Raw genomic sequence first — 20,367 nt, forward strand, 5'->3', positions numbered from 1 at the left:
CGCCCGGAATAGGTTGGCCGCACCCACACCCCGGATGCGATCCTGGTCCCCGTATGTCTACGCACCCTGCCTCCGCCTCCGCTCCCGCCGCCTTCGCCGATCTCGGCTCCCGGCTGGCCGAGCTGTCCCTGCGCGACGCGCAGCGGCTCGGGCGCCGGCTCGACGGGGCCCGTCGCATCCGCAAGCCGGAGGCGCGGGCCGCGGTGCTGGCCGAGATCGAAGGGGAGATCGACAAGGCCGCCGACCGGCTGGCCGGGCGGGCGGCGCGCCTGCCGGAGATCACCTACCCCGAGTCCCTTCCGGTCAGCCAGAAGCGGGACGCGATCCTCGAGGCGATCCGCGACCACCAGGTGGTGATCGTCGCGGGCGAGACCGGCTCCGGCAAGACCACGCAGATCCCCAAGATCTGCCTGGAGCTGGGCCGCGGCGTGCGCGGCATGATCGGTCATACGCAGCCGCGCCGCATCGCCGCCCGCACGGTCGCGGAGCGCGTGGCCGAGGAGCTGAAGACTCCGCTCGGCGAGGCGGTCGGCTGGAAGGTCCGCTTCACCGACCAGGTGGATCAGGACGCGACGTTCATCAAGCTGATGACGGACGGCATCCTGCTCGCGGAGATCCAGACGGACCGCGAGCTGCGCGCGTACGACACGATCATCATCGACGAGGCCCACGAGCGGTCCCTCAACATCGACTTCCTGCTGGGCTATCTGGCCCAGCTGCTCCCCCGCCGCCCGGACCTCAAGGTCGTCATCACCTCGGCGACCATCGACCCCGAGCGCTTCTCGCGCCACTTCGGGGACGCCCCGATCGTCGAGGTCTCCGGGCGTACGTACCCGGTCGAGGTGCGTTACCGCCCGCTCCTCGAAGAGGACTCGGAGGACGCCGACCGCGACCAGATCACGGCGATCACGGACGCGGTCGAGGAGCTGATGGCCGAGGGCCGCGGCGACATCCTGGTCTTCCTCTCCGGCGAGCGGGAGATCCGCGACACGGCCGACGCCCTGAACAAGAAGTACGCCCGCGCCGGAGGCGCTATTGGGCAGAGCACCGAGGTCCTGCCGCTCTACGCCCGCCTCTCGCACGCCGAGCAGCACCGCGTCTTCCAGCCGCACACCGGTCGCAGGATCGTTCTGGCAACGAACGTCGCCGAGACGTCCCTCACCGTCCCCGGCATCAAATACGTGATCGACCCGGGCACGGCCCGCATCTCGCGATACAGCCACCGCACGAAGGTGCAGCGCCTGCCCATCGAGGCGATCAGCCAGGCCAGCGCCAACCAGCGTAAAGGCCGCTGCGGCCGTACGAGTGACGGCATCTGCATCCGGCTGTACTCCGAGGACGACTTCCTCGCCCGCCCGGAGTTCACGGACGCCGAGATCCTCCGTACGAACCTCGCCTCCGTCATCCTCCAGATGACCGCGGCCGGCCTCGGCGACATCGCGAAGTTCCCGTTCATCGACCCGCCGGACCACCGCAACATCCGCGACGGCGTTCAGCTCCTCGAGGAACTGGGCGCGCTCGACCCCGCCCAGAAGGACGTACGCAAGCGCCTGACCCAGACCGGCCGCAAGCTCGCGCAACTGCCGGTCGACCCCCGGCTGGCCCGAATGGTCCTGGAGGCGGACAAGAACGGCTGCGTACGCGAGGTCATGGTGATCGCGGCCGCGCTGTCCATCCAGGACCCGCGCGAGCGCCCCGTCGACAAGCAGGCGCAGGCCGACCAGCAGCATGCCCGCTTCAGGGACGAGACGAGCGACTTCCTCACATATCTGAACCTCTGGCGCTATCTGCGGGAGCAGCAGAAGACGCTCGGCTCGTCCGCCTTCCGCCGGATGTGCAAGACGGAGTACCTCAACTACCTGCGCATCCGCGAATGGCAGGACATCTATACGCAGCTGCGGACCGTCGCCAAGCAGATGGGGATCCATCTGAACGAGGAGGACGCGAGCGAGCAGGCCGTCCATGTGTCGCTGCTGGCGGGACTGCTGTCCCACATCGGCATGAAGGACATCAAGGACGGCGCGAAGAACGAGTACCTGGGCGCGCGGAGTGCGAAGTTCGCGGTCTTCCGGGTTCGGCGCTGTTCAAGAAGCCGCCGCGCTTCCTCATGTCCGCGGAGCTGGTGGAGACGTCCCGCCTGTGGGCCCGCGTCAACGCGAAGATCGAACCCGAGTGGGTCGAGCCGCTGGCGCAGCACCTGCTGAAACGCACCTACAGCGAACCGCACTGGGAGAAGGACCAGGCGGCGGTGATGGCGTACGAGAAGGTGACGCTGTACGGCGTGCCGATCATCGCCCAGCGGAAGGTCAACTACGGGCGGATCGACCCCGAGGTCTCCCGCGAGCTTTTCATTCGCAACGCCCTGGTCGAGGGCGACTGGCGTACGCACCACAAGTTCTTCGCCGACAACCGCAAGCTGCTCACCGAGGTCGAGGAGCTGGAGCACCGGGCGCGGCGCCGCGACATCCTCGTCGACGACGAGACGCTGTTCGACTTCTACGACCAGCGGGTGCCCGAACACGTCGTGTCCGGCGCGCACTTCGACTCGTGGTGGAAGCGCAAGCGTCACGAGGAGCCGGACCTGCTCGACTTCGAGCGGTCGATGCTCATCAACGAGCGCGCCGGTGACGTGTCGAAGGACGACTATCCGGACAGCTGGCGCCAGGGACGGCTCAAGTTCAACGTGACGTACCAGTTCGAGCCGGGCGCGGACGCGGACGGCGTGACCGTCCACATCCCGCTCCACGTGCTCAACCAGGTCACCCCCGAGGGCTTCGACTGGCAGATCCCCGGCCTGCGCGAAGAGGTGGTCACGGAGCTGATCCGCTCCCTGCCCAAGCCGATCCGGCGCCACTACGTGCCCGCGCCGAACTACGCGAAGGCGTTCCTGGAGCGGGCCGAACCCCTGCAGGAGCCGCTGCCTGTCACGCTCGCCCGTGAGCTGAAGCGCATGGTCGGCGTCCCGGTCACGGCCGACGACTTCGACTGGGCGAAGGTCCCGGACCATCTGCGCATAACGTTCCGGATCACCGACGAGCGGCGCCGCAAGCTCGCCGAGGACAAGGACCTGGAGGCGCTGAAGCTCCAGCTGAAGCCGAAGGCGCGCGAGGCCCTGTCCCAGGCGGCGGCCGCCACGGCGGAGCGCTCAGGCGGCAGCTCGCTCGAGCAGACGGGCCTCACGGACTGGACGATCGGCTCGCTCACCCGCGTCTTCGAGACGCGCCGCGCGGGCCAGCCCGTGAAGGCGTATCCGGCGCTCGTCGACGACGGCGACACGGTCTCCGTACGCCTCTTCGACACCGAGGCCGAGCAGCAGCAGGCGATGTGGAAGGGCACCCGTCGCCTCATCCTGCGCAACATCCCTGTGAACCCTGCGAAGTTCGCATCCGAGAAGCTCTCCAACCCACAGAAGCTCGCCCTGTCCGCCAACCCGCACGGCTCGATCCAGGCGCTCTTCGACGACTGCGCCATGGCCGCCGCGGACAAGCTGATCGCCGACTTCGGCGGTCCGGCCTGGGACGAGGAGTCGTACCGCAAGCTCTACGACAAGGTGCGCGCCGACATAGTCGACACGACGGTGCGGACGGTCGGCCAGGTGCAGCAGGTGCTGGCGGCGTGGCAGGCCTGTGAGCGCCGCCTGAAGTCCACGACCAGCCCGGCGCTGCTGGCCAACGTCACGGACGTACGGAAGCAGCTCTCCGCCCTCGTCAGGCCCGGCTTCGTGACGGAGACGGGACTGCGCCGGCTGCCGGATCTGATGCGCTATCTGGTCGCGACGGACCGCCGGCTCCAGCAGATGCCGACGAACGTCCAGCGGGACACCACGCGCATGGAGAAGGTCCAGGAGATGCAGGACGAGTACGCCTGGCTCCTGGAGCAGATGCCGCAGGGACGGCCTGTGCCGCAGGAGGTCCTGGACATCCGCTGGATGATCGAGGAGCTGCGGGTGAGCTACTTCGCGCATGCGCTGGGCACCGCGTACCCGGTGTCGGACAAGCGCATCGTGAAGGCGATCGATGCGGCGGTCCCGTAGCGGCCATGCCGCCACCAGGGGTGTGACAGCCACGTCGCCCTGCGTGAGTTCGACCGTCGGCCGTGCACTGCTGTACAGTCTCTTCTCGCAGCACAGCGCAGGAAAGTGACTGCGAGACCTGGTCCTGTGGAGCAGTTTGGAGTGCTCGCCACCCTGTCAAGGTGGAGGCCGCGGGTTCAAATCCCGTCAGGACCGCAGTATGAAAGGCCGCAACCCGATGGTTGCGGCCTTTCGGCATTCCCGCCACCCACACCCCCCGCCGAACGCCCCGCCAAGGCGGAGGCCGCGCCCGCGGCGCAGCCGCAATCAGACACAGCAAATCCCGTCAGGACCGCATCACGAAGGGCCGCAATCCGACGGTTGCGGCCCTTCGGTTTGCCTGCCCGTCGCGGCCCCTTGGCCCTTGCCCGCCTGTTGCGGCCCCTCGGTCTATCCGCCCGCGTCTTGACTGCGTCACATTCCGCCGGTACCCAGACAACAGGGGCCGTGACCACAGGAGGTGGCGCATGCCGGTGTCTGCCAGGCACGAGACGCGCGCTCTGTTGCGCGCCCATCTGTCGGCCGCCTCCAGCTACCGCCATCTGACGCGCCATTGCCCGGTCTGCCATCAGCTCCTGCGGCTGGCGATGGAGCCCACAGCACGCCCCTCGGAGGGCGATGGGGGCAGCCGCGCGACCGACTCGGGTACGACGGAACTACGGCCCGAGGAGCCCGGCGGCGGCGGTGAGAGCCGGCCCGAGTCCGATGAGGACCAAAGTCTCCCCAAGACATGACCAACGTCGGCCGACGCGCCGCTCGTGGAGTGGGAGGCTGGAGGCATGTCTCCAGCGGCGGATTCAATAGCTCAGGTGACACACCATCAGCAAGAGGTGGCGTGTGTGACGGGTGTCACCAAATGAGTTTTGGGAACACCCTTACTTACACCCCGTCTACAACGGCTCAATTTAATATGTGCAATTGCACTACAGGGTGAAGGGTCGCCCGGCCCCTCAGAGAGCCGTCGCCAAGGCTTCTCACAGTCACCCCGACAGGGCACCTCAGGGGGCGGAGAGGCCGCCCACAGAGCCCCTGAGTGCACACGTCGCACCGAGTCGGCCGCAGCGCCCTCATGGCCACCGAACGGCTGACCCACAGACGACTCGCGGACGAGGCGGCGACGCCACGAGCCACACCACCCCCCGGCGCAACGCGCACAAAAAGATCGCGCTGGACCCGGCGGAGTCCAGCGCGATCAACGACGCACCCTGGGGGTGAACTTGGGCGTGGGTCCCGTTGGGGCAGGTCCCGCGTCGCATGGAGCTGTGTGTCTCAGGCGCCCGGCCAGGTTGGGGGACCCGACCAGAATGCCCGCTATTCGGTTGTTTCAGGCCTCGCTGCGCTGCTGCGGAATGCCCGCGAGCAGAGCGCGGACCTCGGCCTCGCGGTAGCGGCGGTGCCCGCCGAGCGTACGAATCGACGTGAGCTTGCCAGCCTTGGCCCAGCGCGTGACCGTCTTGGGGTCGACGCGGAACATCGTGGCGACCTCAGCCGGGGTCAGCAGCGGCTCGGCATCAGGGGTGCGAGCGGTCATGAGCGGCCTCCTCGGGAGAACCGAATCCATCTCGGTTCTTTCCTCTAAATTCTGCACCTTGACCCGCGTTGCCCGAAATGAGCGGACGCGAGTCGAGTCGGTTATAGGACGAACGGCTTGTCCTCGGCACTACAACTACACCATCTGTCCAGCCGCGTCGGCCAAACCGATGGAATTGCCCTCCCAGGTGTTCATCAGCGACGGAAGCCGATGGACCATGCCATAGCGGACAGTCACACCCCTGTGACGATCAGTCACAGGGCGATCAGGAGGCACCAGGTCCCCCCAAAACATGCAATGCCCGGCATTTGGCGCATAGTTGGACGTAAGGAGCCCTCCCCGGACTCCTTGTCCTATTTTGGCACGAGGAGGACCGATGGACGCAAGGGACCGGTTAGTGTGCTCCGTCACGCTTGGGGCCAAAGTCCCGGATCGAAACCTACGTCCGCAGTCTGTCCACCGACTCGTCAGACCCCGTCCGTGACCCAGACCACTTCCGGGGACCCGTACCGTCGCCCTCCGCACGTCGCCGCCGTCCGCACCGTCCGGCCCGAACACCGCCGTCGCCGCCCACGCCCGCCGCCGCAACCGCCGCGGCCGACACCGCGTCAGTTTGCCGACTGCAGGTCCCGAACCGCCCGCCAGCGCTCGACCAGTCGCGCGTACGCCTCGCCGGCGGCGGCGCCGTCGCCGCCCCGCAGCGCGTCGATGCCCTCGGCCACGTCGGCCGCCGAGTGATCCCCGTCGAGGTGCTCCTCCGGCAGGGCGTGCACCAGGCCGCCGTAGTCGAGCTCGACGAGCGAGCGCGGATGGAACTCTTCGAGCCATCGCCCAACATCTACCAGGCCGTCGATCATCGGCCCCTCGTCGATGGCGTCCTTGAGTGCCTTGAGGCCGCGCGCGACACGCCGGCGCGCCTGCACCATCGGCGTCCGGTAGCGCAGCACCGGGGGTGCCTCACCGGAGCCCTTCTCGTACTCGCGCTCCTCGTCCGAGACGAGCACGAACCAGTTCAGGGGGACCTGCCACCTCGCGGTACGGATCCAGGGGCGGGCGTCCGGATTGCGCTCCAGCCACCGCTCGTAGTCCGCGACCGTCTGGCGGCGCACCACCGGCGGCAGCACCGCGTCGAGGACCGGCGCGGGCAGCTCTCCGGCCAGCTCGCCCATCGCCTGCCAGGCGCGCAGCCGGGTGCGCCACGGACAGACGCAGAGCACCCCGTCGATGTCCGCGACGAAGGCGTCGTCACTCTCGTGCACCGGCACCGCGACGGGCGGGGTGGGCAGCAGATCGGCCAGCGAACGGCGCAGTTCGTCCTGGTACGAGGGGTGCTCGGGGCGCCGGGCATAGCGTGCCCAGTGGGTGCGCTCCGGCTCGGGGAAGGCGGCGAGCGGTTCGTAGACACGCAGGTAGCACGTGTACGGAACGATCATCGACGACACCTTGGGCACAGCAGCTCCCTCCCCCGCGGGCAGGCGGGAAAACACTGCAAATCGTCCCATGCCCATACTCCAGGAGAGGGTGATCCTCGGCACTGCGCCCATGGCCGGCGCGCACGCGCTCTAGGCTCATGTCACGGACCCGCCACCCACACGGGACCGGCACTCCAACCGCCGCTACTTACCCAGGAGTCACCACAGTGACCGACGTAACCGACGGCGTCCTGCACACCCTGTTCCGGACGGACCAGGGAGGCCATGAGCAGGTCGTGCTCTGCCAGGACCGCGCCAGCGGCCTCAAGGCCGTGATCGCCATCCACTCGACCGCCCTGGGCCCCGCGCTCGGCGGCACCCGCTTCTACCCGTACGCGAGCGAGGAGGAGGCCGTCGCCGACGCGCTGAACCTCTCGCGCGGCATGTCGTACAAGAACGCCATGGCCGGGCTCGACCACGGCGGCGGCAAGGCGGTGATCATCGGCGACCCCGAGCAGATCAAGACCGAGCAGCTGCTGCTGGCGTACGGCCGGTTCGTCGCCTCGCTCGGCGGTCGGTACGTCACAGCCTGTGACGTCGGCACTTACGTCCAGGACATGGACGTGGTGGCGCGCGAGTGCCCCTGGACGACCGGCCGCTCCCCCGAGAAGGGCGGCGCCGGCGACTCGTCGGTGCTGACGGCGTACGGCGTGTTCCAGGGCATGCGGGCCTCGGCCCAGCACCTGTGGGGCGATCCGACGCTGCGCGGCCGGAAGATCGGCATCGCGGGCGTCGGCAAGGTGGGGCACCACCTCGTGGAGCATCTGCTGGAGGACGGCGCCGAGGTCGTGATCACGGACGTCCGGGATGAGTCCGTACGCCGTGTGCTCGACAAGCACCCTGGCGGACGCGTCACGGCCGTGGCAGACACGGACGCGCTGATCAGGACCGAGGGCCTCGACATCTACGCGCCGTGTGCGCTGGGCGGGGCGCTGAACGACGAGAGCGTGCCGGTCCTCACGGCCCGCGTCGTGTGCGGTGCGGCCAACAACCAGCTCGCCCATCCGGGCGTCGAGAAGGACCTCGCCGACCGCGGGATCCTCTACGCGCCGGACTACGTGGTGAACGCCGGTGGCGTCATCCAGGTCGCCGACGAACTGCACGGCTTCGACTTCGACCGCTGCCGGGCGAAGGCCGCCAAGATCTTCGACACCACGCTGGCGATATTCGCACGTGCGAAGACGGACGGTATTCCGCCGGCCGCCGCGGCCGACCGGATCGCCGAGCAGCGGATGGCGGAGGCGCGCACGGCACGCTGACGATCCAAGCCACGGGCCCGGCACGCCCGAGGTTGGATACTGCACGCAGCGAGTGAGCCGAAGGGGCGCGACGGTGTCGAGAGACCATGGGGGGTCCCCCTGCTCTGGGGCTACCTCCCAGGCCCTCAAAGGCACTGAGGGAGAAGCCGAGAGCTTGGGGGAGCCCCGGAGGTGAACCGAGCTCTAAAGAGAGGAGTCTCACGCTGTCGGCGGGTCGTGCGCCAGGAAGAGGTTAAAATCGCAGTTGACCAGCGAGGACGGGGCGCCTCGCGGGTCCTGCACCGAGGCACGTGCTGCGGGCGACGTACCGTATGGCCGCGGAAGCAGGTACCGTTGAAGCCCTACGGACGGGTCTCTCCATGGAGAGCCCGTTCCAGATCATGAACGCGTGTCAAGACTCTGGGGCCGTCGAGCCCCGTCACCGAGGGGGTCGAGCCATGGGGCGCGGCCGGGCCAAGGCCAAGCAGACGAAGGTCGCCCGCCAGCTGAAGTACAACAGCGGCGGGACTGACCTGTCGCGTCTGGCCAACGAGCTGGGCGCATCGACTTCGAGTCCGATTTCGAGCCAGCCGCCGAACGGCGAGCCGTTCGAGGACGACGAGGACGACGACCCGTACGCACGGTACGCGGATCTCTACAACGACGACGAAGAGGATGAGGACGAAGAGTCCGATCCGTCGTCGCAGCGCCGCGGCGCTTGACCGCGCAGCATCCGCAGTTCTCGTAGCAACTGCACTTCACCCGGTCCGGGGCCGTAGCGCCGGACCGGGTTTCGTGCTGCCTGCCGCTGCCGCGGAGCTGCCCGCCGGCGCCCCGGGGGGTGCCGGGCGGTCGACGACCGCCGGACCGCCACACCGGTCGCCGTTCCACCGGGCTGTGTCCCTCGGGCTCCACCGGGCAGCGTCACTCGGTCGGCTCAGAAGGCTCAGACCGCGTAGTCCCCGACAAGCGCGGCGCCCGTCGTGTGGTCGCCGCGGTCCGTGATCGAGCCGGCGACCCAGGCGTCCACGCCGCGGTCGGCGAGGGTGGTGAGCGCCACGTCGACCGATTCCTCGGGGACGATCGCCATCATGCCCACGCCCATGTTCAGCGTCTTCTCGAGCTCGAGCCGCTCGACGTCGCCCGCCTTGCCGACCAGGTCGAAGACCGGGGCCGGGGTCCAGGTGGTGCGGTCGACCACGGCGTGCAGCCCGTCCGGGATGACCCGGGCCAGATTGGCCGCGAGCCCGCCGCCGGTGATGTGGCTGAAGGCGTGGACGTCGGTGGTGCGGGTGAGGGCCAGGCAGTCCAGCGAGTAGATCTTGGTGGGCTCCAGGAGCTCCTCGCCGAGGGTCCGGCCGAACTCCTCGACCTGCTGGTCCAGGCGCATGTTCGCCCGGTCGAAGAGCACGTGGCGGACGAGCGAGTACCCGTTCGAGTGAAGACCCGAGGAGGCCATGGCGATGACGGCGTCACCCTTGCGGATGCGATCGGGGCCGAGGAGGCGGTCCGCCTCGACGACGCCCGTGCCGGCACCCGCGACGTCGAAGTCGTCCGGGCCGAGCAGCCCGGGGTGCTCGGCGGTCTCGCCGCCGACGAGGGCGCAGCCGGCCAGCACACAGCCCTCGGCGATGCCCTTGACGATCGCGGCGACCCGCTCGGGGTGGACCTTGCCGACACAGATGTAGTCGGTCATGAACAGAGGTTCGGCGCCGCACACCACGATGTCGTCCATGACCATCGCGACGAGGTCGTGGCCGATCGTGTCGTAAACGCCGAGCTGGCGGGCCAGGTCGACCTTCGTGCCGACGCCGTCCGTGGCGGAGGCCAGGAGGGGCCGCTCGTACTTCTTGAGGGCGGAGGCGTCGAAGAGGCCGGCGAAGCCGCCGAGGCCGCCGAGGACCTCGGGGCGCTGCGTCTTCTTCACCCACTCCTTCATGAGCTCGACGGCGCGGTCGCCCGCCTCGATGTCGACGCCCGCGGCTGCGTAGCTGGCACCAGTTGTCTCAGACATGAGAAATGAAGGCTTTCGTGTCGTACAGCTGTCGTGCGCTGCGTGGGTTACGGGCGGCGGATCGCGTCGGTCGCGGCGGTGGCCGCCGGGCCCGCGGCCAGCTCGGTCTCCAGAAGCTGCTTCCCGAGCAGCTCGGGGTCGGGCAGCTCCATCGGGTACTCGCCGTCGAAGCAGGCGCGGCACAGGTTCGGCTTGGCGATGGTGGTCGCCTCGATCATGCCGTCAAGCGAGATGTACGCGAGGGAGTCGGCGCCGAGCGACTTGCCGATCTCGTCGACCGTCATGCCGTTGGCGATGAGCTCGGCGCGGGTTGCGAAGTCGATGCCGAAGAAGCACGGCCACTTCACGGGCGGGGACGAGATGCGGATGTGCACCTCGGCGGCGCCCGCCTCGCGGAGCATGCGGACCAGGGCGCGCTGGGTGTTGCCGCGGACGATCGAGTCGTCGACGACGACCAGCCGCTTGCCCTTGATGACTTCCTTGAGGGGGTTCAGCTTCAGGCGGATGCCGAGCTGGCGGATCGTCTGCGAGGGCTGGATGAACGTACGTCCGACGTACGCGTTCTTCACCAGGCCGCTGCCGAAGGGGATGCCGGACGCCTCGGCGTATCCGATGGCAGCCGGGGTGCCGGACTCCGGCGTGGCTATCACCAGGTCGGCCTCGGCCGGGGCCTCCTTGGCGAGCCTGCGGCCCATCTCGACCCGGGAGAGGTGGACGTTCCGGCCGGCGATGTCGGTGTCGGGGCGTGCCAGGTACACGTACTCGAAGACACAGCCCTTGGGCTTCGCTTCCGCGAATCGGGACGTTCGCAGTCCGTTCTCGTCGATGGCGACGAACTCGCCCGGCTCGATCTCGCGGACGAAGCTGGCGCCGCAGATGTCCAGGGCGGCGGTCTCGGACGCGACGACCCAGCCGCGCTCCAGGCGGCCGAGCACCAGCGGGCGAATGCCCTGCGGATCGCGGGCCGCGTACAGCGTGTGCTCGTCCATGAAGACGAGCGAGAAGGCGCCCCTGACCTGAGGTAGGACCTTGGTGGCGGCCTCTTCGACGGTCAGCGGCTTGCCGTCGTCGTCGGTCTGGCCGGCGAGCAGCGCGGTGACCAGGTCGGTGTCGTTGGTCGCGGCGACCTGGGTGGCGCGGCCGTTCTCCTTGGGGAGGGCGGCGACCAGTTCGGCGAGCTCCGCCGTGTTCACCAGGTTGCCGTTGTGGCCCAGGGCGATGGAGCCGTGCGCGGTGGCACGGAACGTCGGCTGCGCGTTCTCCCACACCGAGGCGCCGGTGGTGGAGTAGCGGGCGTGGCCCACGGCGATGTGGCCCTGGAGCGAGCTGAGAGAGGTCTCGTCGAAGACCTGGGACACGAGGCCCATGTCCTTGAAGACGAGGATCTGGGAGCCGTTGCTGACCGCGATTCCCGCGGATTCCTGACCCCGATGCTGGAGGGCGTAGAGCCCGAAGTAAGTGAGCTTGGCGACCTCTTCACCCGGAGCCCAGACACCGAAGACGCCGCAAGCGTCCTGGGGGCCTTTCTCACCGGGGAGCAGATCATGATTGAGTCGACCGTCACCACGTGGCACGCCACCGAGTGTAGGCGAGATCGACCACTGGTCCGAATTCGCGGACAGTGGGACTTCTTACTCTGCCTTCTCCGCCGCGGTCACTCCTCCTTCTCCGCCCTGGTGGTGAGGCCCTTGCCGGAGTCCGCGGTCAGGGTCAGGACGTCGTGTTCCTTCTCGTATGCGACCTTCCCGTCCAGTATTTCCTTGATCGCGTTCTCTGTCCTCATGACGGGGGCCGAGCACAGCTTGCGGGTGGTCGCCAGACGGCCGAACTCGATCGTGCCCTGGGCGCCGTCCTTCACGGTGGCCTTGCCGGAGAAGGTGTTGCAGCCCAGGCTGCCGCGCACCGTGCCGTCCTTGGAGAGGACCAGATACGCCCTGCCGCGGGCGGCCTTCGGCAGGGACTCGGCGGTGCCCTCGGCGCCCTTCCCTGTGAGCGCGTCGACCGTCCACTTGGTGCCCTTCAGTGGCGGGGCGGCCTCCGAGCGGAGGGTCATGCTGTCGCCGTTGCTGCTGGTCAGCGTGAGGGTCTTGGGCTTGCCCTCCCGTTCCGTGACCGTGGCGTTGAGATCGCCGCTGAAGATACGGGTGAACCTCTCCTCGAAGTCCTGGACAGGGCCGGGACAGCCCATCGCGGTGCTCGCGAGGTCGGAGACGCGGACGATGTCGCCCTCGACCTCCACGTCGGCGCCGATCCTGTTACAGCCCACGGAGCCCCCGGACTGGCCACCGCCCTCGCCCGGCTTCGCGGCGCCGGGCTTGAACGTCACATGTGCGTTGTGTGCCTCCTCCGGCAGGGGGATGTCCTTACCGTCGACAGTGACCTTCTCCGGTACCCAGCGCGTGTCGGCAACCTGCACGTCGCCACCGACCTGGCCGCTGCCGGGCTGGTTGCCGCAGGCGGTCAGGGCGGCGGTGCCGAGCAGGGCCACGGCCGCGTACGTCATGTTCATCACTCGCTTCACGGCGATGTGACGTATGCGACACCGAGCGGGTTCCCTGTCGCACGGCATGAGATGCGTCATCCCATGAGGGGCAGGAGCGCGGAGAGATCGGCCCGCTCGCCGCTCGCCGAGACATGGGCGGCAGCCAGCTCGGCTTCCCAGGTCGTACGGCCCGTCGCCAGCCGGATCCAGGTCAGCGGATCCGTCTCGACGACGTTCGGCGGGGTGCCGCGGGTGTGCCGGGGTCCCTCGATGCACTGCACCACCGCGAAGGGCGGGACGCGCACCTCGGTCGAGGCGCCGGGCGCCCTGAGAGCGAGCGCGTCGGCCAGCAGCCGGGTGCAGGCGGCGAGCGCCTGTCGGTCGTACGGGATGGCGAGCCCGGCGGCGCGGTTGAGGTCGTCGGTGTGGACGACGAGTTCCACGGTGCGGGTCACCAGGTAGTCACCGAGGCTGATGGCCCCGACGGGCGTGGCCAGCAGCCGGGTGTCGGGGGTGGCGGCCAGGTGCCCGGCGATGCGCTGCTCGGTGCGCGAGTAGAGCGCGTCGAGGTCCGGATTGCCGCGGGCGAGTTCCCGGACCCCCACGGCGATGTCGTCGGCGCGTGAGGCGGACGCGGAGAGCAGGTCCACCAGGTCCAGGTCGGCCTTCGCCGGTGCGTCCCGCTCGATGTTCCGGCTGACGCTCTCTACGGTCATGGCGATATGTGCGGCCAGCTCCCGGACGGTCCAGTCGCCGAGGTGCGTGGGAAGCGCCAGCTGCTCGTCGGTGAGGGCGCGTACGGCCTCTCGTACGGAGCCGAACTGGGTGAGGACGGCGGCGCGGATCTTCGCGGAGTCGTAGGAGCGGGTGCGGGTGCGCTTCTTGGCCGGCGGCATGGGGCGAGGCTAATCGGTCGGGGTGACAGCGGGCGCGGGCCCGGCGGAAGACCAAAGCCGGGACAGCCCCCGCCCAAAGCCGGGACAGCCCCCGCCCGAAGCCGGGCGGGGGCTGTTCAGCGCGTGTCCTGCACGTGTCCTGGGCGTGGGTCAGACCAGCAGCGCCGGGATCGTCTCCTCGTGCGCCGTGCGCAGCTCGGCCAGCGACAGAGCGAACTCGCCCTGGACGTCGACCACTGCAGGCGAATCAGACTCAGCGCCGTCGACGACACCGATACGGGTCACGGGCAGCCCGCGCGCCCCGCACATGTCGGTGAAGCGGAGCTCCTCGGAGCGCGGCACGGCCACCACTGCGCGGCCCGCCGACTCGGAGAAGAGGAACGTGAAGGCGTCCAGGCCGTCCGGGACGACAAGGCGCGCGCCCGTGCCGCCGCGCAGGCAGGACTCCACCACGGCCTGGATCAGACCGCCGTCGGACAGGTCGTGCGCGGCGTCGATCATGCCGTCGCGGGAGGCCGAGATCAGGATCTCGGCGAGCAGCCGCTCCCGCTCCAGGTCCACGGCCGGCGGGAGACCGCCGAGGTGGCCGTGGATCACCTGGGACCACGCCGAGCCGCCGAACTCCTCCTTGGTGTCGCCCAGCAGGTAGAGGAGCTGGCCCTCTTCCTTGAAGGCGACCGGCGTGCGGCGGGTCACGTCGTCGATGACGCCGAGGACCGCCACGACCGGGGTCGGGTGGATCGCCGTCTCGCCGGTCTGGTTGTAGAGCGAGACGTTGCCGCCGGTCACCGGGGTGCCGAGCGTCTGGCAGGCGTCCGCGAGACCACGGGTGGCCTCGGCGAACTGCCACATGACCGCCGGGTCCTCGGGCGAGCCGAAGTTGAGGCAGTCGGAGACGGCGAGCGGCTTCGCGCCGGTCGTCGCCACGTTCCGGTAGGCCTCGGCGAGCGCGAGCTGCGCGCCCGCGTACGGGTCGAGCTTCGCGTACCGGCCGTTGCCGTCCGTCGCGACGGCGACACCCAGGTTCGTGTCCGCGTCGATCCGGATCATGCCGGAGTCCTCGGGCTGGGCGAGCACGGTGTTGCCCTGCACGAAGCGGTCGTACTGGTCGGTGATCCAGGACTTCGATGCCTGGTTCGGGGACGCGACGAGCTTGAGCACCTGCTCCTTGAGCTCGGCGCCGGACGTGGGCCGCGGCAGCTTGTTCGCGTCGTCGGCCTGCAGGGCGTCCTGCCAGGACGGGCGCTCGTACGGCCGGTTGTACACCGGGCCCTCGTGGGCGACGGTCCGCGGCGGTACGTCGACGATCTGCTCGCCGTGCCAGAAGATCTCCAGCCGGTCGCCTTCGGTGACCTCACCGATGACGGTGGCGATGACGTCCCACTTCTCGCAGATCTCCAGGAAGCGGTCGACCTTGCCGGGCTCGACGATCGCGCACATGCGTTCCTGCGACTCGCTCATGAGGATCTCCTCGGGCGAGAGCGTCGCGTCACGCAGCGGCACGGTGTCCAGCTCGACGCGCATACCGCCGGAGCCGGCGGATGCCAGCTCGGAGGTGGCGCAGGACAGGCCGGCACCGCCGAGGTCCTGGATGCCCGCGACCAGGTTCTCCTTGAAGATCTCGAGCGTGCACTCGATGAGGAGCTTCTCCTGGAAGGGGTCGCCGACCTGGACGGCCGGGCGCTTGGCCGGGCCGGTCGACTCGAAGGTCTCGGAGGCCAGCACGGACACACCGCCGATGCCGTCGCCGCCGGTCCGGGCCCCGTACAGGATGACCTTGTTACCGGCGCCGGACGCCTTCGCGAGGTGGATGTCCTCGTGCTTCATGACGCCCACACACAGGGCGTTGACCAGCGGGTTTCCCTGGTAGCACTCGTCGAAGACGACCTCGCCGCCGATGTTGGGCAGACCCAGGCAGTTGCCGTAGCCGCCGATGCCCGCGACGACGCCCGGCAGGACGCGCTTGGTGTCGGGGTGGTCGGCCGCGCCGAACCGCAGCGGGTCCATGACGGCGACCGGGCGGGCGCCCATGGCGAGGATGTCGCGGACGATGCCGCCGACGCCGGTGGCCGCGCCCTGGTACGGCTCGATGTAACTGGGGTGGTTGTGCGACTCGACCTTGAAGGTGACCGCGTAGCCCTGGCCGACATCGACGACGCCGGCGTTCTCGCCGATGCCGACGAGCAGTGCGTCGTTCTCCGGGGCCTTGTCGCCGAACTGCTTCAGATGGACCTTGCTGCTCTTGTACGAGCAGTGCTCGGACCACATCACCGAGTACATGGCGAGCTCTGCGCCGGTGGGACGGCGGCCGAGGATCTCGCGGATGCGCTCGTACTCGTCCTGCTTCAGGCCCAGTTCGGACCAGGGCTGCTCGACGTCGGGCGTTTCGGTGGCGTGCTTGACGGTGTCGAGAGTCATCAGACGTTGACCAGCTTCTTCAGGATCGAGGTGAAGAATCCGAGGCCGTCGGTGCGGCCGGTCCCGATCCCCGGCTCCACGGCGTGCTCGGGGTGCGGCATGAGGCCGACGACGTTGCCCGCCTCGTTGGTGATGCCGGCGATGTCGCGCAGCGACCCGTTCGGATTTCCGTATCCATCAGCGGCTTCGCCGCGGGCGACGTACCGGAAGGCGACCCGGCCCTCCGCCTCCAGCATGTCCAGCGTCCGCTCGTCGGCTACATAGCGGCCGTCGATGTTCTTGAGCGGAATGGAGATCTCCTGGCCGGCGGTGTAGTCGGCGGTCCAGGCGGTACGGTCGCTCTCCACGCGCAGCTTCTGGTCGCGGCAGATGAAGTGCAGATGGTTGTTCCGCAGCATCGCACCGGGAAGGAGGTGGCTTTCGGTGAGCACCTGGAAGCCGTTGCAGATGCCGAGCACCGGCATTCCGGACTTCGCCTGGTCGATGACCGTCTCCATCAGCGGCGAGAAGCGCGAGATGGCTCCGGCACGCAGATAGTCGCCGTACGAGAATCCGCCCGGCAGAACCACCGCGTCGACCTGCTGGAGGTCCTTGTCGCGGTGCCACAGCGGCACCGGCTCAGCACCGGCAAGCCGGACCGCGCGCTGGGTGTCACGGTCGTCGAGCGTGCCCGGGAAAGTGACGACTCCAATACGAGCGGTCACGACTCCACCTTTACGGCTTCGGCCTCTTCGACCTTTACGACGAAGTCTTCGATCACGGTGTTGGCGAGGAAGGTCTCCGCCATCTCGTGAATACGGGCGAGGGCGGCTTCGTCGAGCGGCCCGTCCACCTCGAGTTCGAAGCGCTTTCCCTGACGAACGTCGGAGATGCCCTCGAAGCCGAGGCGCGGCAGTGCACGCTGCACCGCCTGTCCCTGGGGGTCGAGGATCTCCGGCTTGAGCATGACGTCGACTACGACGCGTGCCACTGGCACTCCCGGTGTGTGGTGCGTGAGCAAGTGTCTTCAGACTACCCGGCCCCGATTTCTACTCGCGTAGATATGGCGGAACCTACGTGACCGCGATCACGATCCGGTATCGACCGGGACGTCTTCACGGAAAATTCAGGGAAAAAACCGCGGGGTCGCATTGCACCTACGCTCCCCTACCGCCACCCTCACTCCGATACCGGACACGCGGACGTATTCAGTCGGGCTTCACAATGCAATGCCAAGCCCTGTACAAAGGAATTGGCAATAGCCGATACTTGCCCCGTACTTTGCTGAAAACTGCTGATCAGTCGCCATCACCGCACGTCAACGCAGTGATGTCGCATGAAGGGACCGATATTCGTGGCGCAACGTGTCGTGGTCACCCTCTATGACGACATCGACGGCGGAGAAGCGGCGGAAACGATCGCCTTCGGGCTGGACGGCAGGTCGTACGAGATCGACCTCAATCCCGCCAATGCCAGGAAACTGCGTAAGGCGCTGGCTCCCTACATGCAGGCCGGCCGCAAGCGGACGGCCGCCGGGAAGTCCACCGGCGGGACCGCGGGCAAGCCGACCGGCGACTACACGCACACCGCCGTCGCCGCGTCCCCCGCGGCGGTCCGCGCCTGGGCCCGCTCGAACAAGATGGACGTACCGCCGCGCGGCCGGATCCCGAAGAAGGTGTACGAGGCGTTCGACGCGGCGAACTGAGGGCGCGGGCGGGGGTGGCTTCGCCGGCGCCGGAGGGCGAGGCGTCCCGGATGCCGGACCGACCGGGGCATGGACCCGGGGACGGGCCGGACGGGGAAGGGCCGCCCCGAATGCCGGAGGGCGGGTCGCCCCCGAATGCCGGAGGGCAGGTAGCCCCGGGTGCCCGGAGGGCGGGATCGCGTGACGGGAGGCAGGGTCGCCTCAGCCCGGTGGGAGGCAACGCACCCGGTGCCGTATGGCGGCCAGGCCCCATCCCGCCCTCCCTCGAACCGACTTGCGCGGCACCCCCGCTGATCAGTTAGAGTCTGGATCACGCCGAGGGGCAAGGCCGAAAAGCCACACCTCACGGGGTCTTGCGGGTGTAGTTCAGTAGCAGAACACCCCCTTTCCAAGGGGGAGGCGCAGTGTGCGATTCCTGTCACCCGCTCTGCATCGCTTACCGACCACGGTTTGCCGACCCGGTTTACCGAGCACGGTTGTGGATCAGGTAGGCTGGTGCTCGCACCGGTCAGTGAAAGCTGATCGGGGGCAATGCGGACGTAGCTCAGTTGGTAGAGCGCAACCTTGCCAAGGTTGAGGTCGCGAGTTCGAGCCTCGTCGTCCGCTCCAGGAGGAGAGGCCCCGGTCATCGACCGGGGCCTCTCCTTTTGTCTTCATCTGGCTGTCCTCAGTCGGCTGCCCATCCGGCGATTTCTCTGACATTTGTCATGCGGAGTGATGACAGCGCGCACTGCTGCCGGCGCTTGATCACTGGGACGCTGTTGGTCATGGACACGAACGAACACGAGCACGTGATCGAGGTCACCGACCTGAGGCGTGTGTACGGGGGCGGGTTCGAGGCTGTGCGCGGCATCACGTTCCGTGTGGGCCGCGGGGAGATCTTCGCGCTGCTGGGCACCAACGGCGCCGGCAAGACCTCCACCGTCGAACTGCTGGAGGGGCTCGCGGAGCCGGCCGGAGGCCAGGTGCGCGTGCTGGGCCGGGACCCGTACGCCGAGCGGGCCGCCGTACGGCCGCGGACCGGGGTGATGTTGCAGGAGGGCGGCCTTCCGTCGGAGCTGACCGTCGCGGAGACCGTGCGGATGTGGGCGGGCTGCACGAGCGGGGCGAAGAGGGGTGCGCGGCGCAGCCGCTCGTTGGAGGAGTGGCGGCGGGAGACGGGCGGGACCGTGGGTGAGGCGCTGGAGCTCGTCGGGCTCGGGCCGCGGTCCGGCGTACGGGTTAAGCAGCTGTCCGGGGGTGAGCGGCGGCGCCTGGACCTTGCGCTCGCGCTGCTCGGCGATCCCGAGGTGCTGTTCCTGGACGAGCCGACGACCGGGCTGGACGCCGAAGGGCGGCGGGACACCTGGGAGTTGATCGGGCGGCTGCGGGACACGGGGACGACCGTGCTGCTGACCACGCACTACCTGGAGGAGGCGGAGAGGCTGGCCGACCGGCTGGCGATCCTGCACGAGGGGCGGATCGCGGCGACCGGGACTCCGGCTGAGGTGACGGCGTCCCAGCCGGCAGGGATCTCCTTCGAACTGCCTGAGGGCTACTTCCTGGCGGATCTCCCGGCGCTGGGCGAGCTGGGCGTCGTCGGCCACGCGGTGGAGGGCCGGGTCGTACGGCTGCGGACGCATGAGTTGCAGCGGTCGGCCACCGGGCTCCTGGTGTGGGCGCGGGACGCGGGGGTCGAGCTGCTGCGGCTGGACGTGCGGTCGGCCTCGCTGGAGGAGGCGTTTCTGGGGATGGCCGGGCGCACGGCGGGTGCCGCGGCGCAGAAGGAGGGAGTGGCCGTATGACCACGACTGCTGTCGCGGGGCGGATGAGTGCGCTGGCGCGGGCGGAGCTGACCCTACTGGGACGCAGCCGGGCCACGCTCGTCACGGCGGTGGCCGTACCGCTGTTGCTGCCGCTCAGCGTGCGGTCCGCGGTCGACGAGATGGACCTGGCGGACGCCGGGCTCACGGTCGGCACGGTCATGTTGCCGGCCGCGATCGGCTTCTCCCTGCTCTTCGCGGTCTACGCCGCGCTCACCAGCGCCTACGTCGTCCGCCGCGAGGAGCTGGTGCTGAAACGGCTGCGCACCGGCGAGCTGCGCGACCGGGAGATCCTCGTCGGGGCTGCGCTGCCGGCCTCCGGGATCGGGCTGGTGCAGTGCGTGCTGCTGGCGGTCGGTTGCACGGCCGTGCTCGATCTCGGGGCGCCGCCGGCTCCTCATCTCGCCGTCGTGGGCGTGCTGTCGGGGCTGGTGCTGTGCGGCGCGCTGGCGGCGGTGACGGCCGCGTTCACCAGGACCGCCGAGAGTGCTCAGGTGACCAGTCTGCCGATGCTGTTCGTTTCCATGCTCGGTTCGGGTGTGGCCATCCCGCTGGAACTGCTGCCCGACCGGGTGGCCTCGGTGTGCGAATTGCTGCCGCTGACGCCGGTGATCACGCTGGTGCGCGGGGGGTGGACCGGGGACCTGTCGGCGTACGAGGCCCTGGGCGCCGTGGCGACCGCGCTGGCCTGGACGGTGATCGCGCTGTTCGCTGTGCGACGGTGGTTCAGGTGGGAGCCGCGGCGCTGACGCACTGGG

At 69.1% G+C, this 20,367-nt stretch carries 15 protein-coding genes, 3 tRNA genes and 1 pseudogene; 10 read left to right on the top strand and 9 right to left on the bottom strand.

Features of this window, described 5'->3' with window-relative positions:
• Positions 1-53 precede the first annotated feature (53 nt).
• The 3 genes and pseudogenes from hrpA (at position 54) to ACSMXV_RS21005 (ending at position 4,806) form a co-directional block, all read left to right on the top strand.
• Positions 54-4,033 (top strand): annotated as a pseudogene (gene hrpA / locus ACSMXV_RS20995) (ATP-dependent RNA helicase HrpA).
• Between the two features lie 120 nt (positions 4,034-4,153).
• Positions 4,154-4,228, top strand: a tRNA-Asp gene (locus tag ACSMXV_RS21000).
• Positions 4,229-4,539: 311 nt separating this feature from the next.
• Positions 4,540-4,806 (top strand): DUF6274 family protein, encoded by a 267-nt coding sequence (locus tag ACSMXV_RS21005; RefSeq protein ID WP_473172889.1) that lies wholly within the window; start codon positions 4,540-4,542, stop codon positions 4,804-4,806.
• 590 nt (positions 4,807-5,396) lie between these two features.
• Here the strand turns inward: ACSMXV_RS21005 and bldC are convergent.
• Both bldC and ACSMXV_RS21015 read right to left on the bottom strand, forming a co-directional pair.
• The gene (gene bldC, locus ACSMXV_RS21010) at positions 5,397-5,603 is read right to left on the bottom strand and encodes a developmental transcriptional regulator BldC (RefSeq protein WP_003949541.1); all 207 of its coding nucleotides are present in this window, start codon (positions 5,601-5,603) and stop codon (positions 5,397-5,399) included.
• A 608-nt stretch (positions 5,604-6,211) separates the two neighbouring features.
• Positions 6,212-7,054 carry a DUF8083 family protein gene (locus tag ACSMXV_RS21015; protein WP_473172890.1) on the bottom strand — a complete coding sequence of 281 codons (843 nt, stop codon included), beginning with the start codon at positions 7,052-7,054 and terminating at the stop codon, positions 6,212-6,214.
• A 188-nt stretch (positions 7,055-7,242) separates the two neighbouring features.
• Here ACSMXV_RS21015 and ACSMXV_RS21020 point away from each other — a divergent pair, with 188 nt between their 5' ends.
• Together ACSMXV_RS21020 and ACSMXV_RS21025 are read left to right on the top strand one after the other, a co-directional pair.
• On the top strand, positions 7,243-8,334 hold the full coding sequence (locus tag ACSMXV_RS21020) for a Leu/Phe/Val dehydrogenase (protein ID WP_473172891.1): 1,092 nt from the start codon (positions 7,243-7,245) through the stop codon (positions 8,332-8,334).
• Between the two features lie 437 nt (positions 8,335-8,771).
• Positions 8,772-9,035, top strand: coding sequence for a DUF3073 domain-containing protein (locus tag ACSMXV_RS21025; RefSeq protein WP_181660988.1), 264 nt, complete (start codon positions 8,772-8,774; stop codon positions 9,033-9,035).
• Positions 9,036-9,259: 224 nt separating this feature from the next.
• On the opposite strand, the gene purM is transcribed toward ACSMXV_RS21025, so the two are convergent.
• The 7 genes from purM to purS all read right to left on the bottom strand — a co-directional run bounded on the left by purM (position 9,260) and on the right by purS (position 17,093).
• The gene (gene purM / locus ACSMXV_RS21030; protein WP_473172892.1) at positions 9,260-10,327 is read right to left on the bottom strand and encodes a phosphoribosylformylglycinamidine cyclo-ligase; all 1,068 of its coding nucleotides are present in this window, start codon (positions 10,325-10,327) and stop codon (positions 9,260-9,262) included.
• Between the two features lie 47 nt (positions 10,328-10,374).
• Positions 10,375-11,901, bottom strand: coding sequence for an amidophosphoribosyltransferase (gene purF / locus ACSMXV_RS21035; RefSeq protein ID WP_473172893.1), 1,527 nt, complete (start codon positions 11,899-11,901; stop codon positions 10,375-10,377).
• An 80-nt stretch (positions 11,902-11,981) separates the two neighbouring features.
• Positions 11,982-12,848: an META domain-containing protein gene (locus ACSMXV_RS21040; protein ID WP_473172894.1), complete on the bottom strand. Its 867-nt coding sequence runs from the start codon at positions 12,846-12,848 to the stop codon at positions 11,982-11,984.
• Positions 12,849-12,904: 56 nt separating this feature from the next.
• Positions 12,905-13,705: a maleylpyruvate isomerase family mycothiol-dependent enzyme gene (locus ACSMXV_RS21045; RefSeq protein ID WP_473172895.1), complete on the bottom strand. Its 801-nt coding sequence runs from the start codon at positions 13,703-13,705 to the stop codon at positions 12,905-12,907.
• A 150-nt stretch (positions 13,706-13,855) separates the two neighbouring features.
• Positions 13,856-16,123 carry a phosphoribosylformylglycinamidine synthase subunit PurL gene (gene purL / locus ACSMXV_RS21050; RefSeq protein WP_473172896.1) on the bottom strand — a complete coding sequence of 756 codons (2,268 nt, stop codon included), beginning with the start codon at positions 16,121-16,123 and terminating at the stop codon, positions 13,856-13,858.
• Positions 16,123-16,827: a phosphoribosylformylglycinamidine synthase subunit PurQ gene (gene purQ / locus ACSMXV_RS21055; protein ID WP_473172897.1), complete on the bottom strand. Its 705-nt coding sequence runs from the start codon at positions 16,825-16,827 to the stop codon at positions 16,123-16,125. The genes purL and purQ overlap by 1 nt, the downstream gene beginning before the upstream one ends.
• A complete protein-coding gene (purS, locus tag ACSMXV_RS21060) occupies positions 16,824-17,093 on the bottom strand; it encodes a phosphoribosylformylglycinamidine synthase subunit PurS (RefSeq protein WP_067273899.1) in 270 nt (89 codons plus the stop codon). Before purS ends, purQ begins: the two co-directional genes overlap by 4 nt.
• 363 nt (positions 17,094-17,456) lie before the next feature.
• Between purS and ACSMXV_RS21065 the strand changes: the two genes are divergently transcribed.
• From ACSMXV_RS21065 to ACSMXV_RS21085, 5 genes are all read left to right on the top strand, one after another.
• Positions 17,457-17,807 (top strand): histone-like nucleoid-structuring protein Lsr2, encoded by a 351-nt coding sequence (locus ACSMXV_RS21065; RefSeq protein ID WP_473179013.1) that lies wholly within the window; start codon positions 17,457-17,459, stop codon positions 17,805-17,807.
• A gap of 355 nt (positions 17,808-18,162) precedes the next feature.
• Positions 18,163-18,234 (top strand) — tRNA-Gly (locus tag ACSMXV_RS21070).
• Positions 18,235-18,340: 106 nt separating this feature from the next.
• Positions 18,341-18,416: transfer RNA gene (locus tag ACSMXV_RS21075), tRNA-Gly, on the top strand.
• A gap of 158 nt (positions 18,417-18,574) precedes the next feature.
• Positions 18,575-19,591: an ABC transporter ATP-binding protein gene (locus ACSMXV_RS21080; RefSeq protein ID WP_473172898.1), complete on the top strand. Its 1,017-nt coding sequence runs from the start codon at positions 18,575-18,577 to the stop codon at positions 19,589-19,591.
• Complete coding sequence (locus ACSMXV_RS21085) at positions 19,588-20,358, top strand: ABC transporter permease (protein WP_473172899.1); 771 nt, start codon at positions 19,588-19,590, stop codon at positions 20,356-20,358. The genes ACSMXV_RS21080 and ACSMXV_RS21085 overlap by 4 nt, the downstream gene beginning before the upstream one ends.
• Positions 20,359-20,367 lie beyond the last annotated feature (9 nt).

The sequence above is a fragment of the Streptomyces sp. DSM 42067 genome (assembly GCF_055792885.1).

Bases quoted from the DNA above. Each gene is read 5' to 3' on its own strand.
- purM (WP_473172892.1), bottom strand. From the start codon at position 10,327: ATGTCTGAGACAACTGGTGCCAGCTACGCAGCCGCGGGCGTCGACATC.
- ACSMXV_RS21085 (WP_473172899.1), top strand. From the start codon at position 19,588: ATGACCACGACTGCTGTCGCGGGGCGGATGAGTGCGCTGGCGCGGGCG.
- purL (WP_473172896.1), bottom strand. From the start codon at position 16,123: ATGACTCTCGACACCGTCAAGCACGCCACCGAAACGCCCGACGTCGAG.
- ACSMXV_RS21025 (WP_181660988.1), top strand. From the start codon at position 8,772: ATGGGGCGCGGCCGGGCCAAGGCCAAGCAGACGAAGGTCGCCCGCCAG.
- bldC (WP_003949541.1), bottom strand. From the start codon at position 5,603: ATGACCGCTCGCACCCCTGATGCCGAGCCGCTGCTGACCCCGGCTGAG.
- ACSMXV_RS21080 (WP_473172898.1), top strand. From the start codon at position 18,575: ATGGACACGAACGAACACGAGCACGTGATCGAGGTCACCGACCTGAGG.
- ACSMXV_RS21045 (WP_473172895.1), bottom strand. From the start codon at position 13,705: ATGCCGCCGGCCAAGAAGCGCACCCGCACCCGCTCCTACGACTCCGCG.
- ACSMXV_RS21005 (WP_473172889.1), top strand. From the start codon at position 4,540: ATGCCGGTGTCTGCCAGGCACGAGACGCGCGCTCTGTTGCGCGCCCAT.